16 protein-coding genes are annotated in these 17,034 nt (G+C 62.5%); 6 read left to right on the forward strand and 10 right to left on the reverse strand.

Annotation, left to right across the window (positions count from 1 at the left end; translation table 11 throughout):
- Positions 1-188: 188 nt before the first annotated feature.
- Positions 189-785 (forward strand): HD domain-containing protein, encoded by a 597-nt coding sequence (locus L21_RS07760; protein WP_074369911.1) that lies wholly within the window; start codon positions 189-191, stop codon positions 783-785.
- Positions 786-815: 30 nt separating this feature from the next.
- Here the strand turns inward: L21_RS07760 and L21_RS07765 are convergent, their stop codons facing one another.
- On the reverse strand, positions 816-1,145 hold the full coding sequence (locus L21_RS07765; protein WP_083608865.1) for a DMT family transporter: 330 nt from the start codon (positions 1,143-1,145) through the stop codon (positions 816-818).
- Positions 1,146-1,272: 127 nt separating this feature from the next.
- On the opposite strand from L21_RS07765, the gene L21_RS07770 reads away from it, so the two are divergent.
- A complete protein-coding gene (locus tag L21_RS07770; protein WP_074369912.1) occupies positions 1,273-1,500 on the forward strand; it encodes a ferredoxin in 228 nt (75 codons plus the stop codon).
- Between the two features lie 269 nt (positions 1,501-1,769).
- Here L21_RS07770 and L21_RS07775 read toward each other — a convergent pair whose 3' ends face one another.
- From L21_RS07775 to hxlB, 4 genes are all read right to left on the reverse strand, one after another.
- Entirely contained in the window at positions 1,770-2,303 is a 534-nt protein-coding gene (locus L21_RS07775) for a DUF421 domain-containing protein (protein ID WP_083608867.1), read from the reverse strand.
- A 276-nt stretch (positions 2,304-2,579) separates the two neighbouring features.
- Positions 2,580-3,617: a M42 family metallopeptidase gene (locus tag L21_RS07780; RefSeq protein ID WP_074369913.1), complete on the reverse strand. Its 1,038-nt coding sequence runs from the start codon at positions 3,615-3,617 to the stop codon at positions 2,580-2,582.
- A 7-nt stretch (positions 3,618-3,624) separates the two neighbouring features.
- The gene (locus tag L21_RS07785) at positions 3,625-4,731 is read right to left on the reverse strand and encodes a pyridoxal phosphate-dependent aminotransferase (protein WP_074369914.1); all 1,107 of its coding nucleotides are present in this window, start codon (positions 4,729-4,731) and stop codon (positions 3,625-3,627) included.
- 7 nt (positions 4,732-4,738) lie between these two features.
- A complete protein-coding gene (gene hxlB, locus L21_RS07790; RefSeq protein WP_074369915.1) occupies positions 4,739-5,338 on the reverse strand; it encodes a 6-phospho-3-hexuloisomerase in 600 nt (199 codons plus the stop codon).
- Between the two features lie 540 nt (positions 5,339-5,878).
- On the opposite strand from hxlB, the gene L21_RS07795 reads away from it, so the two are divergent.
- On the forward strand, positions 5,879-8,497 hold the full coding sequence (locus tag L21_RS07795) for an ATP-dependent helicase (protein ID WP_074369916.1): 2,619 nt from the start codon (positions 5,879-5,881) through the stop codon (positions 8,495-8,497).
- Positions 8,494-9,210 (forward strand): metallophosphoesterase, encoded by a 717-nt coding sequence (locus L21_RS07800; RefSeq protein ID WP_074369917.1) that lies wholly within the window; start codon positions 8,494-8,496, stop codon positions 9,208-9,210. Before L21_RS07795 ends, L21_RS07800 begins: the two co-directional genes overlap by 4 nt.
- 299 nt (positions 9,211-9,509) lie before the next feature.
- Here L21_RS07800 and L21_RS07805 read toward each other — a convergent pair whose 3' ends face one another.
- The 5 genes from L21_RS07805 to L21_RS07825 all read right to left on the reverse strand — a co-directional run bounded on the left by L21_RS07805 (position 9,510) and on the right by L21_RS07825 (position 15,132).
- Positions 9,510-10,109, reverse strand: a complete 600-nt coding sequence (locus L21_RS07805) for a DUF2179 domain-containing protein (protein ID WP_074369918.1) — start codon at positions 10,107-10,109, stop codon at positions 9,510-9,512.
- Positions 10,110-10,658: 549 nt separating this feature from the next.
- Entirely contained in the window at positions 10,659-11,309 is a 651-nt protein-coding gene (locus L21_RS07810) for an ArsR/SmtB family transcription factor (RefSeq protein ID WP_074369919.1), read from the reverse strand.
- Positions 11,299-14,046, reverse strand: a complete 2,748-nt coding sequence (alaS, locus tag L21_RS07815) for an alanine--tRNA ligase (protein WP_074369920.1) — start codon at positions 14,044-14,046, stop codon at positions 11,299-11,301. The genes L21_RS07810 and alaS overlap by 11 nt, the downstream gene beginning before the upstream one ends.
- Before the next feature lie 61 nt (positions 14,047-14,107).
- Positions 14,108-14,425: an SWIM zinc finger family protein gene (locus L21_RS07820; protein ID WP_054847254.1), complete on the reverse strand. Its 318-nt coding sequence runs from the start codon at positions 14,423-14,425 to the stop codon at positions 14,108-14,110.
- Positions 14,422-15,132 (reverse strand): Nif3-like dinuclear metal center hexameric protein, encoded by a 711-nt coding sequence (locus L21_RS07825; protein WP_074369921.1) that lies wholly within the window; start codon positions 15,130-15,132, stop codon positions 14,422-14,424. The genes L21_RS07820 and L21_RS07825 overlap by 4 nt, the downstream gene beginning before the upstream one ends.
- A 262-nt stretch (positions 15,133-15,394) precedes the next feature.
- Between L21_RS07825 and L21_RS07830 the strand changes: the two genes are divergently transcribed.
- The gene (locus tag L21_RS07830) at positions 15,395-15,577 is read left to right on the forward strand and encodes a hypothetical protein (protein WP_074369922.1); all 183 of its coding nucleotides are present in this window, start codon (positions 15,395-15,397) and stop codon (positions 15,575-15,577) included.
- 64 nt (positions 15,578-15,641) lie between these two features.
- Positions 15,642-16,937, forward strand: a complete 1,296-nt coding sequence (locus L21_RS07835) for a PEGA domain-containing protein (protein ID WP_074369923.1) — start codon at positions 15,642-15,644, stop codon at positions 16,935-16,937.
- The last annotated feature ends 97 nt before the right edge of the window (positions 16,938-17,034 follow it).

Raw genomic sequence — 17,034 nt, forward strand, 5'->3', positions numbered from 1 at the left:
CATCTACGATCCACAACATGGTTTGTGAGTCATGAAACGCAAAATATGACCCATAATTAGTGTTGTGGGACACCGGTGACGGACAACGGTCGGCCACCGGGGCCGTGACCTGCGGCGGTGGCGGCATGAAGGTGGGAACAGGACGGCCGAAAGCGAATCTTTTCGATCCCGGAAGATAGAGATCTACCATGCATGAAGAGACGGCCGCGATGCTCGACCACGTCAGGACAGCGCTCCCGGAGTCAGGGGCGCACGGGTTCGACCACACCCTCCGGGTCGTGCGCCTCTGCGAGCGGATCGGTGCCCGGGAGGGAGCGGATATGGCGATCCTCATTCCGGCCGCCCTCTTCCATGATATCGCCCGGCCCCTTGAGGAGGAGAAAGGCGTTCCTCACGAGGAGGAAGGAGCGCGGATGGCGGAGTCCTACCTCCGCTCCGTCCGCTACCCCGAGGAGTGCATCCCGGGCATCGTCCATGCCATCCGTGCGCACCGCTACAGTTCAGGCATCGCCCCGGGGACGCTCGAGGCCCGGGTGCTCTCGGATGCGGACAACCTCGACGCGATGGGCGCGGTCGGGATCGCGAGGACGTTCATGCAATCCGGGGAGCAGGGACGGGACATTGCAGACGCAACCGGTCACTTTCACGACAAACTGCTCAATCTCAGAGATCGCATGTACACAGAGACCGCCCGGAAGATCGCCGAAGAGAGGCACGCGTTCCTCGTCGCGTTTCTCGATGCACTGGATGACGAGATGGGCGCCCGAATACCCCAGGATGTGTAATAGAGGGGACACCTCCGGCACGGGCCTCCTTCACGCATCCGAACAGAACCGTAGCCCCACGATCCCCGATACGATCAGGAGAATACAGAGGAGGCGGAGGACGCTCCTTGACTCGCCGAAGAGCACGATCCCGGCGATGACCGTCCCGATAGCCCCGATACCCGTCCAGACGGCATACGCCGTCCCGAGCGGGAGGGTCGAGAGCGATCGCGAGAGGAGGTAGATGCTCCCGGCCATGACGGCGAGGGTCGCCACCGACGGCCAGACCTTTGTGAACCCTTCGGTATACTTGAGGCCGAGCGCCCAGCCGGTCTCCAGGAGCCCGGCAAAGAACAGAGTGATCCAGGCGGTATTCTGCATGATTCCTTTTTCATTTGGTCCGAAAAATGATATACTTTCTCCGACCTGAAGATCATGCGGTTCATCCGCTTCCGTCACGTTTAACAGGGAAGAGTGCCCTCCCGGAGATCCAGAGGAGGTATGGAGTGTGGTGAAAATAACCATCGACAGGCCGGGATGCATCAGCTGCGAGTCGTGCTGGACGCTCTGTCCGGACGTCTTCGAACAGGATCCGAACGACGACCTGAGTTCGGTCACGGAACAGTACCGGGTCGACGGCAACCCCGCGGAGGGGGAGGTGCCCGACGACCTCGCCGACTGCGCCCTGGAGGCTGCCGACGCGTGCCCGGTCGCGGTCATCGTTGTGGAAGACTGAGATCGTTAAAGGGAGGATAAAGCCGGCCTGGACGATAGGGCACAGGACAACTAGTATTCGCGCTCCGAGATAAAATTATATACTTCCAGCGCTATGGGGGATCTTGCCTGAGAGTGGGGTCAACCAGAAGGCACATCATCACATGATGCAGCGGGTTCACAGGCCAGGACGGTAACGGCCTGCGAACACAAAAAAAACACTGCACCATGAACCGAAATGTGCCCGGGCGTAAGGCCTTATCTCTCGGGCACCCTGTTTTCACCGATCCGTCACCGCCGGACCCCTGCCACATCGACCAGCACCCCCATGCCGTCGCTCTCCGTAAGCACCGAGAGGTTTCCGTTCGTCTCGAGGACGATCGAGCGCACGCTCACGGGGGAGGCGATCCCTTCCGACCGCAACGCCTGCCGGATCTCGCCTTCGGCGATCCGCTCCCGCCGCATCGCGTCGTGCAGGAACGCTCCCGCGTGGAAGAGGAGGCGGGGTTCCGACTTCACCGCCTTCTGCACCCTCTTCGACCGGACGGACGACCAGGAGACGGCGTACTGCAGCACGACCAGGATGCCGAGGGCGAGCACCCCCTCTGCAAGCGAGACGTCCCTTGAGACGATCGTCGAGGCAAGGATCGAGCCGACGGCCACGTTCACGATGAAGTCGAAGGCGTTCATCGCCGAGAGCGTCCGCTTCCCCGAGAGGCGGACGATGATCACAAGGGCCACATACGCACATACCCCGACGATCAGAACCCGCACCAGAAAGGCAGGGTCGCCGAAGAAGATCTCCTGCAGGAATCCGCCGCTCATACCCCGCACTGCACGAGGGACGGCATAGCACTTTCTGCAGGCGGGTCCTCAAAGAGGCTTTGTTGAAATCCTCCCCCAGAGGATGAATAACCTTCAAATTATCCATACGCCCTCGACTCACGCGAAGTCGCGAAGAACGCGAAGGAAACTGTCAATATCCATCCAGACTTCGCGACTTCGCGGCTTCACGTGAGACCACACTACCGATCCCTATGGTAACCGGGAATTATCCGGAGGTTGGGGAAAGCATTTCAGCAGAGCCAAAAAGAGGGTTATTCAGAGCGCCGGCCTGCTCTTCAGCGCCTCGACGAGGAGCCGGACCCCCGCCTCGATGTCGGCGGTATCGACTACCTCGACCGGGGAGTGGATGTAGCGGGCCGGGATCGAGAACGGAATGCTCGGGATACCGCCCCGCTCCAGGTGGATGATCGTCGCGTCGGTGTTGCCGCCGGTGCCGACCTCGAGCTGGCAGGGGATGTCGTTCTTCTCCGCGGTCTCGCGGAGCCACGCGGTCATCCTCGGATCGGCCATGAGCCCGCGGCCGCTCGCGCTGACGAGGACAAGAACCGGCCCTTTGCCCATCTCGACGCTCGCGTCCTTCTTCTCGATCCCGGGGTGGTCGCCGGGGATGGTGACGTCGGTCGCGATCGCGCAGTCGGGGTTTAACGAGTAGGCGCTCACTTTCGCGCCTTTCAGCCCCAGCTCCTCCTGGACGGTAAAGACAGCGTAGATCGTGTGGGGCGACTTCGCCTGCTGCAGCGCCCGGATGAGCATCGCGACGCCGACCCGGTTATCGAGCGCTTTACCCGTGACGCGGGTGCCGGCAAGTTCGGTGTACTCGCGGTCGATGGTGATCGGGGTGCCGATCTCGATCCCGAGACCCTTCACCTCCTCCTCGCTCGTTGCGCCCACGTCGACGAACATATTCTCGATCTTGATCTCCTTCTTGCGCTCCTCCTCTTTCATGACGTGCGGGGGTTTTGCGCCGAGGACGCCCGGGACCGATCCTTTCTTCCCGTGCAGGATCACCCGCTGGCAGTAGAGCACCGGCCCGAACCATCCCCCGATGGGGACGACCCGGATGAACCCTTTCTCATCGATGTACTGCACCATCAGGCCGATCTCGTCCATGTGGGCGGCGAGCATGACGGAGAAGTCGTCGCCGCGCTTCACGGCAATCAGGTTCCCCATCGTGTCCTCGCGGAGCTCGTCGACGACACCTGCAAGTTCCGCCCTGACGATATCCCTGATGTTTCCTTCACTGCTGCTGACGCCGTGGGCGTCGGATAACTTCCTGAGTAACTCTTTCACCATTCTTCTCTCACCCCATCAGTTCCCCGAGACGCCCGACCGCGCGGGAGAGGTTCTCCCGGGAGGTCGCGTAGCTGAAGCGCGCGTACTCGGGTGCCCTCGAACCGAATGCCCCGCCCGGCACAATGATGACGCCCGCATCGATGGCCTTCTCGATAAGGTTTCGCCCCATCGGGACGAACATGTAGAACGCACCTTCCGGCCGGGGGAAATCGAACCCGAGACCGGTCAGCCCGTCGTAGAGGAGGTCGCGTCGGGCGCGGTATTCACTCCGCATCCGCATGACCGGCTCCTGGTCGCCGGTGTATGCGGCGAGCGCGGCATACTGCGAGATCGAGGTCGCGCACGCCTGGGCGTACTGGTGCACCTTGAGGAACTCCGGGATGTAGTCCTCGGGTGCTGCAAGGTAGCCGACCCGCCACCCGGTCATGGCGTAGGTCTTGCTCGCGGCGTTGACGGTGATGACGTCGTCGCCGAACCGGGCTGCGCTGAAGTGTTCTTTCTCGTAGACGAAGTGCTCGTAGACCTCGTCGGAGACGACGGTGACCTTACGATCGTTTGCATACTCCACGAGGGCGCGGATCGACTCCTCGCTCTCGACCGCGCCCGTCGGGTTTGCGGGAGAGTTCAGGACGAAGATCCGTGCACCGTCCATCTGCTCCTTCGCCCGTTCAACGTCGATGTGCAGGGTCGCGTCGAGCCCGACGCCCTCGGGCTTTCCGCCGGCAATGGTCGCAAGGGCGGCATAGGAGACGAAACCCGGGTCGGTGAAGAGGACGCGGTCGCCCGGGTCGACGAGCGCCTCCATCACGAGGTGGAGCGCCTCGCTTCCGCCCGCCGTGACCAGGATCTGCTCCGGCCGGCAGGCGAGGCTGTTCTCGCGCGCGAGTTTCTCGCAGATAGCCTCCCGGAGTTCAATGATCCCGGCATTCGGGGTGTAGCCGGTTCTCCCCTCCCTGATGGCGTCGATCGCGGCCATCTTGATGTGATCGGGCGTATCGAAGTCCGGCTGTCCGATGCCGAGGTTGATCGCGTCCGGGCCTCCGACTTCGAAGAGCTTGCGGATCCCCGACATCTCCACGCTTTTGACCCGGTCGGCATACCTGTGTTCGTTCATGATTGCCTCACTCGATGTTCGCGTGGCGGCACTGGAGGTCTTCGGGCCGGCACTGGGTGATCTCCATCAGCCGCGATATGATCGCGTCCGCAAAGACCATGGCGGTCGTCTCGAAGATGGTGCCGAGCGGCGCGAACGACTTGTGCTCGCCCATCATCTGCCGGATCTCAAACTCCGCAGACTCGTCGGCCACCTTATCCCGCTGACTCTCGATGATGACGATGCAGTCGGCGATGCGCCCGATCCGCGAGTCTTTCTTTGACGTGATGAGGCAGATCCTCCCACCGATCTCCTTTGCGGTCTCCGAGATATCCGCAACCGTCTTGGTCGCGCCGGACCCGGAGAAGACGATAATGACGTCTCCCGGCTTCATGGCCGGGGTCACGGTCTCCCCGACGACGAATGCGGAGAGCCCGAGGTGCATCAGGCGCATGGCAAACGATTTCGCTACAAGCCCGGAGCGCCCGGCGCCCATGGTGTAGATGCGGTTTGCGTTCAGGATCTCGGTGAGAAGCGTATCGATCTCGTCGTCGGACATCACATCCGCAATCGTCCTGATCTTGGTCGCCATCAACCGCATCATGTTCTTAACCGGGTGATTTGTCATCGTAATTCCGTTATTAGGTTTCACCAGATCATACATTAGAATATCCCAGACGCCCCGTGACAGGGGCGGGCGCCCTCTTCCCCCCGGGTTTGCCGGGACCCGGCACAGGAGGGGACGATGATTACCGAAAATTCGGACAACAACCATTATCCCGCAGAGAGGGGATCGCGGTTTTCACCCGGCCGCCCGGCGGATTAGATATCGGCGAAATAGGGCAATAAATCAAATATGGGCGCAACAAACCCGCAATATATCATCCATCCACCACGGCAGATCGCTTCTGGAGATGCAAAAGGCTATTGTGGATGATTGCAAAATACATACAAAATTCGGCACGACGCTCCGGCCGCAACAGGAGAATTACAGCTGTCAGAACTCATTTTTGCAGCACCACACCCCAATTTCGACGCCCCATTGCGCCGATGCGGGTAAATTCTCCCGGATAAGGAGCGGATCAGGGATTACGCGGGCCTGCCGTTCCCCGCAACCATATGCGGGAGGGCGCACGGCGGGGCTCAAGGGACGACAAGAGGTAACAGGATGGAGAAGCGGCTGGAAAGGCATTCGAACGAGAAGATCCTCGATCTCCTCGACGAGAACGTACGGGAATGGTGCATACGAAGACTGGACGGGCGGTTCACCCCGCCGCAGCGGATGGCGGTCCCGCTCATCCACGAGAGGAAGGACGTCCTCATCTGTTCGCCGACCGGGTCGGGAAAGACCCTCTCGGCGTTTCTTGCAATCATCGACGACCTCTTCGTCCGGGCACGGGCGGGGGCGCTCGAAGACAGCGTCTACTGCCTTTATGTCTCGCCGCTCAAGTCGCTTGCAAACGACATCCATAAAAACCTCAGCCAGCCGCTCGACGGGATCGCCGAGGTTGCCCGCGAGCGCGGGATCGACCACACCCCGCTCCGCCACGCCATCCGGCACGGGGACGTCTCGCGGGCGGATAAGGCAAAGATGGCGCGAAAACCCCCGCACATCCTCAACATCACCCCCGAGACCCTCGGGATCCTCTTGAACTCCCCGAAGTTCCGCGAGAATCTCCGGACGGTCCGGTGGGTTGTCGTCGACGAGATCCACTCCCTCGCGGGCTCGAAACGCGGCGTGCACCTCTCGGTGAGCCTTGAGCGGCTCGAGGAACTGGTGAAAGAGACCGGCGGCGGTTTTACCCGGATCGGGTGCTCGGCGACGATCGAGCCCCTTGAGGAAGTCGGCCGGTTCCTGGTCGGCGCCGGGCGCGAGGTGGAGGTCGTCGACACCCGGTTCGCGCGGGAGTTCGACCTCAAACTCCTCTGTCCGGTCCCCGATCTCATCGACACCACTCCCGAAGACTTCTCGCGGCACCTCTATTCGACGATCCACCGTCTCGTCCAGGAGCACAGCAATACGCTCGTCTTCACGAACACCCGGAACGGCGCCGAACGGATCCTCTACAACCTCCGCGTCCGTTACCCCGAATGGTACACGGCGGAGAACACGGGATGCCACCACGGCTCGATGGGAACGGAAGGGAGGCTCTCCGTCGAGGAGCGGCTCAAGTCCGGGAGGGTGAAGGTGGTGACGACCTCGACGTCGCTCGAACTCGGGGTCGACATGCCGCACGTCGACCTCGTCCTCCAGGTGGGCTCCCCGAAGTCCGTCGCGGCGCTCCTCCAGCGGGTCGGGCGGGCCGGCCACCGCCTCGGCGAGGTGGTGAAGGGGCGGATCGTCGTCCTCGACCGGGACGAACTCGTCGAGTGCGCGGTGATGCTCCGGGAGGGGCAGAACGGGTTTGTGGACCGGATCCACATCCCGGAGAACTGCCTCGACGTTCTCGCGCAGCACGTCTTCGGGATGGCGCTCGAAGGGGAGGCGCGGATCGATGGGATGCTCGAGGTGATCCGCCGGTCGTACTGCTACCGGGATCTCGATGAGGAGGACCTGATGAGCGTCGTCCGCTACCTCGCCGGGGAGTACGCGGGGCTCGAGGAGCGGCGGATCTATGCGAAGATCTGGCACGACGAGGAGACCGGGACGGTGCGAAAGCGGGGGAGGAACGCTCGGATGATATACTTCCTCAACTCCGGGACGATCCCGGACGAGTTCTCCTGCGACGTCCTCACCCGTGACGGAGTCTTTGCCGGCAACCTGGACGAGAAGTACCTGGAACGGATGAACAAAGGCGACGTCTTCGTCCTCGGCGGGCGGCGCTACCGGTTCGCCTACCGCCGGGGCGGGAAACTCTACGTCGACCCGACGACCGACCGGCCGACGATCCCGAGCTGGTTCTCGGAGAAACTCCCCCTCTCGTTCGATCTCGGCCTGCACGTCCTCCGGTTCAAGGAGATGATGCTTCGCGCGATGGAGACGGCCGGGACAGATGAGATCGTCGAGGACCTCCTCGCCGACTACCCGATCGACGAGAACAGCGCCCGGAGCATCTGCGCGATCTTCGAGCAGCAGGTGCTTTATATGGGCGACGAAGCCGTCCCGACGTTGAACCGGATCGTCGTCGAGGAGCAGGTCGATCAAGAGAATCATCGCCGGCTCTACTACTTCATGACCAACTACGGGCTGCGGTTCAACGACGGGTTCTCCCGGATCGTCGCCTTCACGATCGCCCGCGACGTGACGACGAACGTCTCGGTCGGGATCAGCGACACCGGGTTTCTGGTTTCGATCCCGCTCGAGAAGCAGGTCGATCCCGCACGCATCCTCCGGGGCATCCGGGCCGACGAGTGCAACGAGATCCTCAAAGAGGCCGTCGGGGATACCCAGCTCTTAAAGCGAGTCTTCCGGATCAACGCCGCCCGGTCGTTCATGATCCTCCGTAACTACATGGGGAAGCGAAGGAGCGCCCGGCGCCAGCAGGTGAGCGCGGACATGCTGATCTCGTTTGCCAAACGCCTCCCGGGCTTCGCCGTGATGCGGGAGACCTACCGGGAGGTGATCGAGGATAGGTTCGAGGCGGAGAACATCCGGCGGATCGTCGACGGGATCGGTGCCGGTGAGATCGAGGTTGTCCTGACCCGCGCCGCGTCCCCGAGCCCGCTCGCGTTCGGGATCGCGACGCTCGGCGTCTCCGACGCGGTCTACGCGCAGGACAAACTCTCGATGCTCCGCGAGTTCCAGCGCCGGGTGATGAGCAGCATCAGCGGCGAGGCGGCGGCATGAACGCGGTCACGGAGACCGAACTCCTATCCCGGTTCGGTTTTTATAAGGGCGCGCTCTACGTCAGGGAGGAGTCCCTCTGCGTCGTCTCCGACGTCCATATCGGGCTTGCAGAGGCGCTCTACCGGCAGGGGCTCCACTTCCCGCTCCACGAGGAGGAGACGCTGCTCGAGCGGTTCGAGGCGATCCTCGGCCGGTTCAAGCCGGGGGTCTTCGTACTCGGCGGAGACATCTTCCACGCCTTCGATCGGGTGAGCCGGGATGTGAAGGAGACATTTGAGACGATCCTCGCGACGCTCCGGGCGGAGTGCGAGGTCGTCCTCGTCCGGGGATCGCACGACGTCATGCTGCCGACGATCCGGGGAGGGACGGTCGAGCGCTACGACCGCGGCGGCTACACGGTGGTTCACGGCGATCAGGCGGTCGACGACCACGGGACGCTCATCATCGGCCACGACCACCCGGCGATCGAGATCGATCTCGCCCGGTTCCCCTGCTTCCTCTACGGCGAGGGCGTGGTGCGCGGGAACGACCTCATCGTATTGCCGGCCTATAACCCGCTCTCTCCGGGCGTCACGATCAACTACGCAAAGAGCCGCGACTTCCTCTCGCCCGTCCTCCGCCGCGTGGATGCAGGCGCCCTGCAACCGGTGGTGGAGGTCGACGGCGAGACGGTTGTCCTCCCGCCGCTCGCGGGCATCCGGCGGTTTGCATAAGATTACGCCGCCGGGACCAGGACACTCATTCAAAACTTATCGAGTTTTCATGCGAAGGACGACGGCCCTTCGGCCTGTCGCCCTTCGCGGCTTCGCGTCTTTCGCGTGAGGCCGTATTGTTACCCATCCCGGTTATCTTACGCGAGGCCGCGAAGGGCGACTTCCCCGCAGGGTGCGACGGAGACAGCCGGCATCTCCAGATTTGACGGCTTCGCGCGAGAGATCAGCGCCCCCTCAGGGAAAATGGGAAAACGGGGGTGTGAAACAGTCCTGTAGCACCGCGATAACCTACGAAAGGCTTACTTCCCCCTCCGGATGACTCTTCCGAAGGAGAACGGTGTGGGGCCCGGCACGGTTGCCGGAAACGTCCCCTCCGCCGCCCGCCGGACGTCCTCGATCGAGTAGAACGCCCTGGGGTTGAACTCATGGATGGCGTCCTCCACGTCGCGCATGTTTTTGCGCTTGACCACCGAGAAGATCACCTTGCCCGGCCCCTGCTTCCCGTGGGCGTCGAGGACGGTCACCCCGTAGCCTGCGGCGCGGAGGTAGTCGATAAGGTTCGTCGCGTCGCGCTGGGTGATGATCCGGATGAGCGCGAGCCCCATCGCCAGCCGCTCCTCGACAAGCATCCCGACGTAGTTCCCGGTGGCGAACCCGGCCGCGTAGGCGAAGTAGTTGAGGGGGTTCGTGAGGTTCTGAAAGATCTGGCCGACGGCAATGATCCAGATGAAGACCTCGACGAACCCGAGGATAGGGGCGACCACCTTCATCCCGCGGGAGACGAAGATGATCCGCATCGTCCCGATGGTGACGTCGCAGATGCGTGCGAGAAAGATGAAGACCGGGACGACGACCAGGGAGAAGAACTCCGGGTCGATACCTGGGACGGCACCGAGCATGGATCATGGTTGACGAGCAGGTGATATATTATTATCCATATTCAAATATATGTCGGACACAAAAAATCCCATAAATTCAATATTTGAAGATATTAGTCGAAAATAACAGGAGAACAGGAGAGTCCGGAACGCAGATCGTACGGAAGAGCGCGGTACCCGGATCGTCGCCCGCTTCGCGAACGGGGTACCTCTTTCCGCCGGTGCCGGAAGCGGCCGGGGATCCGCCCGCCGTACGCGCGAGCGCATGAGCACCGTGAGATCGCCGTAAACCGCATTTCAACCACGTTTCCGGCCGATTTCTCCCTGCAGCCGGGGTTAGTGCCGGAATAATCAAGAGATAGCCTTATGGCATCAGGGTCCAATCAGGCACAGTGTGGTGATATGCCATGCCGAAATGCTACAGTTGCGGAGCGGAGATCAACCCGAAGAAGACGCGATGTCCCAGGTGCGGGGCGAAAGTAGAAGCAGGGACCGGAGAACAACCACAAGCAGGAGTTGCAAGGGGGCGACGGTAAAGACCCCTTAAGAACCCTCTCACCGGATCTTTTTTTATTCTTCCTGCTCTTCTTCCACCCGGTAGCGCGGGGATGTGCGCCACCAGTAGTAGACCTCATAGGCCAGCAACGCGAGCAGCACCGCGCAGGCGCCGAAGAAGAAGCCCATTACGATATCGTGGACCGGCAACGCCCCGGCGCCGTCCAGAGCCGGGACGGGAGACTGGAGCGTCGAGACATCCTCTCCGGTGCCGCCGGGGTATTTATCCCCGTTCTCGGACATCACCCGTGAAACGGGCGTAGAACCGCCGAGCGGCAGCACCGCCGGGAGGAGTGACCAGAGCCCGATGCTCGCGAGGACGACGACTCCAAAGAGCGTTGCGTACTTCTGCAGCACCGACCGGAGATCGCTTGCCGGGGACGCGATGATGAGAACCTGGTTCGCGAGCCCGTAGACCTTCACTTCGCGTCCCTTCTCGCTCCAGCGGGTCTCCATGACCTCGAGGAGCCCGGCGTCGAGAAGGTTCTCAATATGGTAAGAAGCGGTGGTTATAGGGATCTTCATCCGCCGGGCGACCTCCGACGACGTCAGCGGCCCGCCGCCGAAGGCCTGGATAATCGCGTTTGCCGTCTGGCTCGCCATCGCCCGGGCGATCTTCTGTGCCCGTTCATCGCCCGGCTGGACAACTACAACATCATTCGCCATGGAGTGCTTCAATAATTCTGTTGCGCCCGTACTCGAGCGCCTCCTCAAGCCGGGAGGCGTCCGTGCCCGCGCCCTGGGCAAGGTTCGGCTTGCCGCCCCCCTTCCCGCCGAGGATGCCGCAGACCTCCCGCACGATCTCGACGGCGTTCACCGCCGGGACGCCCGACGTCGCCACCACCTTCACGGTTCCGTCCGCCGACGCAAAGAGCGCCACGCCGCCCTCGGCGGCGACGGTCGTGGCGAGTGCGACGAGTTCTTTATGGGTCGCGTCGAGCGTTCTGACAACGACCCGGACCCCGTCCACCACTTCGCCGTCGAGATTCTGCATCTCGAGGTCCACCACTTTCTTGCGGAGACGTTCGATCTCCTTCTTCTGTTCCTTCCATTCCGAGAAGAAGCGCGCTACCGTCGGCGGCAGGTTCTCGGGCTGGACGCTCACCACGTCGGCGGACTCCTGGAGGAGGTCGGCCTGGTGCTGCACGACATGCACGGCGGCGATACCGGCCGCAAAGACCAGCCGCTCGACGCCGTCCTGGATATGCTCGACGGCGATGATCCGGATCGGCCCGATCTCACCGGTTGCTCGGACGTGCGTTCCCGCACATGCCTGCACGTCGACACCGACCTGCACCGTCCTGATCTCCCGGCCCGGCGGGACGCCGCCCTGGTAGAGACCGAACCCGTACTTCTGCTCGGCCTTCGTCCGCTCCTCGACGTGGACATAGACCGGCGTATCGGCCATGACCAGCCGGTTCGCCTCAATCTCGATCCTCTTGAGTTCATCGGGCGTGATGTGCTTGTAGTGCCGGATGTCCAGGCGGGACGCCTCGCTTCCCTTCTGGGCGCCCGCCTGATGAACGTGGACGCCGAGCACCTCCTTTGCGGCGTGGAGGAGGACGTGGGTCGCCGAGTGATGGCGCATCAGCGACCACCGGCGTTCCTCGTCCACCATGCCCTTCACCCGGTCGCCGCGCTTCAGGGGGCCGCCCGTGACCCGGTGAAGGATCACCTCGCCGAGTTTCACGACCTCCTCCACCCGCACCATGCTCTCGGATGTCACCAGGGTTCCGGTATCGGACGGTTGACCGCCGCCCTCCGGGTAGAAGAGCGTCTGGTCGAGCACCACTATCCCGTCGAAGTAGTCCAGCACCATCGCCTCGAACTCGATCTCGTTCGGCAGCTCGTAGTAGAGTTTCTTCGTCGGGGGGAGGGAGGCTGCACGCTCGCGGTAGACTTCGAGCGGGTCTTCTCCCTTCGCCTCCTTCTGCGCCTCCGAGTGCGTCTCGGCGATCAGCGAGTAGAAGTTGTCGGGGATCTCCACGACGGCGCCCTCGGCGGCGGCGACCTCCTTCACCATCTCGGGCGGGATGCCGTGCGAGTCGTAGAGGGTGATGACCTCTTCGAGGGGCACCCGGGAACTCTTTGCCTTGTAGTTCCGGGCGATCTTCTGGACGATCCGGGCCCCGCGCTCGAGCGTGCTTGCGTACCTCGCCTCCTCGCTCTCCACGATCTCCCGTACCGCGTCCACGTCCTGCTCGAAGTTCTCGGCCCCCACGACCTGCATCTGTGCTTCGATCAGGTCGGCGAGATCCTCGTCCATCGAGAGGTCGTTCATCATCCGGAGCGTCCGTCGAAGCACGAGCCGTGCGAGGTAGCCCTCGCGGACGTTCGAGGGGACGATGCAGTCGCCGAGCATGTAGGCGAGGCAACGGGTGTGGTCGGCGATCGAGTAGATCTTCTCGATCGGGACGACGATCCGCTCGAGCCGATCGACCGGCACGCTGATTGCATCGGCGACCTTCCTCCGGAGGTTGTAGAGGTTCGTCCCGGAGATGTCCATCACCCCGGCGAACCGGGCGCTGAGCCCCATGATCTTCGTGAACTCCGGGTTGTCGAGGAGATCCTCGAGATGAGCCGACCGCATCAGGCGGCTCACCATCTCCGGGAAGACCGCGTCGTAGATCGTCGGCGAACCCTTCGAAGCCCAGACGAACCGTTCAAGGCCGTAACCAGTGTCCACGATGTTCAGCCGCATCGGGTAGTACGGCACCCCATTCACGTCGACGGGCGGCTGGTCGGTCTTCTGCCGCCCGAGGTTCATGAAGACCAGCGTCGCGACCTCAAGGCCGCCGATGAGCACCTCGACTGATGCTCCGGCGTTTCCGCCGCCGTACCAGGGGTGCTCCTTGTAGCTGACCCGGGTGGGATCGCCGCCGATGGACTTGATGAACTCGTCGCAGAGGGCGACCGTCTCATCCTTCCAGTAGATCCGCTCCTCCGGGGTGTTGAAGGCGTGGTGCGCCATCATCTCAAAAAGCGTCAGGTGGCGCCCCGACCGGCCGACCGAGTCGAGGTCGTTTAAGCGGATGCAGGGCTGGGAGATGGTCAGCGGGTTCGCCGGCGGGGGAACGACCCCGCTCGTGACGAACGGCTGAAAATCGGCGATGGATGCGATGGTGAGGTAGATGTCGTCTCTCCATCGGGCGGCTACGGGATATCGTTCGAGGCGTGTATGGCCGTGCCGCTCGAAGAACGAGAGGAACGCCTCCCGCATCTCGCTGACGTTATGAGGTTTGAAGACCGGATTGCCGATGAAGTTATACGTCACGCACGGGGCGTCGCCGCAGAACTCCTGTTCGGGGTCCCGGGTCCAGAAGGCCGACCCGCAACTCTTGCAGACCTTCCGCTCAAACCCCTCTGACTTGAAATAATCGAGCGTATATTCTTCCTCGAGCATTGAAAATCACGCAGCATAAATCTGTTGGATTGTGCGCGATATAGTTGTTTGTGCAGCCTATTCATACTTTCCATGTATCCTGATACCAGAGGTCGTAGGATTCATATAATCCCGTCCTCTCGGCGATACGCACCGCAAGGATGTGCCAGCATTCGCGCCCCCGGAAGAGGAAGTCGCTGCAGGTGCAGAAGTCCCCCTCGACGATGTACTCGCTGCTCCGGCCCACCACGACGAAGAAGTCGAGGTAACGCTTCACCTGCCCTGCATCGACGGCCTCGAGCGCCTTTCTCCCTCGCTCGCCGTAGACGCGCTCGATGCAAGCGCGGAACTCCGGCGTCAGCGCCCGGTCCTGCTCCATCTTCTGCCAGAGACCCCTCATGGAACTACCACTACGTGTGGCGGATCAGGGATATAATGCCACCCCATGCGTGATGCGAGAGCCTCCATGGCCGGGGCCTCAAGCGCATAGTGAGTGGATTCGAGGCAGGGGATGGGCGAAGCACGGGCTACGCTGTGCTTGAGTTCCGCCGAGAGGAATGCTTCCGCCCCGAGACCGGCGGCCTCCCGGATCAGGCCGGGGTCAAACCCGCTCCCCCCCACGACGGCGAGGCGCCGGATCGTTCCCACCTCGCCGTAGACCCGGATCCCGCCGCCCGGGAGGCGGCGGGCGATCTCCCGGGCATCAAGGGAGCAGTCGCCGACGAGCCCGACGGTCATCCGCTCTACTCCGGTGAAACCGAGCCTGGCCGCGAGGACGTCGTTGACGCCGCCCTCGGCACGATCGAAGTTCGTGTGCATGACGTAGAGATTCATATCGGCGGCAAGGAGCGTCCGGAGCAGGCGCAACGTCGCCCCCCGGACTGCCGTGACCGGACTCCAGAGGGGCGTATGGTGGACGACCAGCATATCCGCGCCGGCACCGGCGGCGGCATCCACCACCATCTGTGTGGCATCGAGCGCACAACAGACGGTTCCGATCTCTTCTCTTCCCTCGACGACGAGGCCGATCCTCCCGGCATCGTACTCCTCGGCCAGTTCGGGCGGAGCAACCTGCTCCAGTGCGGCGATGAACCTCTCGATATCCATACGGTACCTCATATGGCACTCACAAAATAAAAGGGTGAACGAGGACGCCACCCTGCACCCAGAAAAATCCCATCGAGTGAACTACCCCGCCCTGAAGGGCGCGGCTTCCTGCTTCATCGAACCCGCCCCGGAGGGCCTTACATGATCTCCACAGGCGTTGATTACCCTGTTCGGGCCGTCCCGGCCCTACAGCAGATTGTATATTCCGGTTGCTTGGTTCTCGCAACGCAGACAAGGCATTTTTGGATGGGCGGATAGAAAAATGTATTGTCTCGAAACGTATTACGGGAAGGGCGGCTCTGCTTTCATCCCCACCCTGAAGGGCGGGGTCTTCCCGCTCCGCCCCCTTCACCCCCGCGAGATAAAATTTCTTTCCCAGGAAGTTTTGAGCATAATTCGAGAGAAAATGGACCATTATCAGATAAAGGCAGCAGGTATGGAATAGATCAAATAGAAATAATTATCTCTAAAAGAACCGAGATTCGATCATCGTCTTTCGGAGACAGAACATGTTGAGACCACTTATTATCGGAGCAATACTCCTCGTTCTCTGCGCCGGCATCCCCGCCGTGTCCGCACTGGGAGGAGATGAAGGATGGTACCGCGTCCACTGCAACGTCGACGGTGCCAACGTCTACTTCGACGGACAGTACCAGGGTACCACCTACGGTGGGTCGCTCGACGTCCCGGTCTACACCACCGGGGCGCCCTACAGTTCCTACCGTGTCGAGAAGAGCGGGTACAACTCGTATTCCGGCAGCCTGCCCTCGGGCCCCGCGGCAGGCCAGACCGTGGACGTCTACGCGACACTGCAGCCGGTCGAGACTACCGGCTCGATCCACGTCACGTCAAGCCCCTCGGGTGCGGCGATCTACCTGAACGGAAACTACCGGGGCACAGCGCCGCTCACGATTCAGAGCCTCTCCCCCGGAACCTACTCCCTTGACGCCGAGCGATCCGGCTACAACTCCGACCACGCCACCGTCACGGTCAGGTCAGGGCAGCAGTCGAACATCCAGTTCACCCTGACGCCGATCGAGCAGTACGGGTCGATCAAGGTCACCTCCAGCCCATCGGGTGCGTACGTCTACATGGACGGCGTCTACAAGGGCCGGACGCCCCTGACGCTCACGAGCGTCTCGGCAAAGAAACACAATATCGAACTTGATCATAGCGGCTACTACGACTGGAGGTCGACCGTGACCGTGAGCCCCGGCGTGACCAGTTACGTCAACGCCTACCTGACGACCGTCCCCTCCGAGACCACCGGCGCCATCGACGTGGTCTCCTACCCGGCAGGCGCGGATGTCTTCCTCGACGACAGGTACCAGGGCAAGACCCCCTCGGCCGGAGTATACGCGATCTCGAACGTCGCGGTCGGCTCCCACACGGTGAGAGTGGCTCTCTCCGGCTACCAGGACTACACGACGTCGGTCATCGTCAGCGGGGCGACCACGAGCCACGTCACCGCGACGCTCCAGCCCGGCCAGTCGACCTCGACGGGCTCGATCTCGGTCACCTCCTCTCCTTCGGGAGCCGAGGTCTACGTCGACAACGTCTATAAGGGTATCACCCCGCTGAACCTCGACGGGATTGCCACCGGAACCCACGCGGTCAGGGTGGCGCTCGGCGGCTACGGCGACTGGTCGACCACCGTTCAGGTCGGCGCCGGAAGCACCGCCTCGGCCTCGGCTTCGCTCTCGCCTGTGCCGACCCAGCCCCCCCACGCGGGCGTGGCGCCCTTCGCCGCGATAGGCGCGCTCGGCGTCCTCGGGCTCCTCGTCGCGCTGCGCAGGCGGGACTGAAACACAAAGAACCCCACTCTTTTTTGAGAAGCGTAAATCTCCCGGATGTTATCGATTGACCGTTGCCGGTAAGGTCCATACCCGGACCTGATATTAC

It is taken from the genome of Methanoculleus chikugoensis, assembly GCF_900095385.1.
GTDB lineage: Archaea > Halobacteriota > Methanomicrobia > Methanomicrobiales > Methanoculleaceae > Methanoculleus > Methanoculleus chikugoensis_A.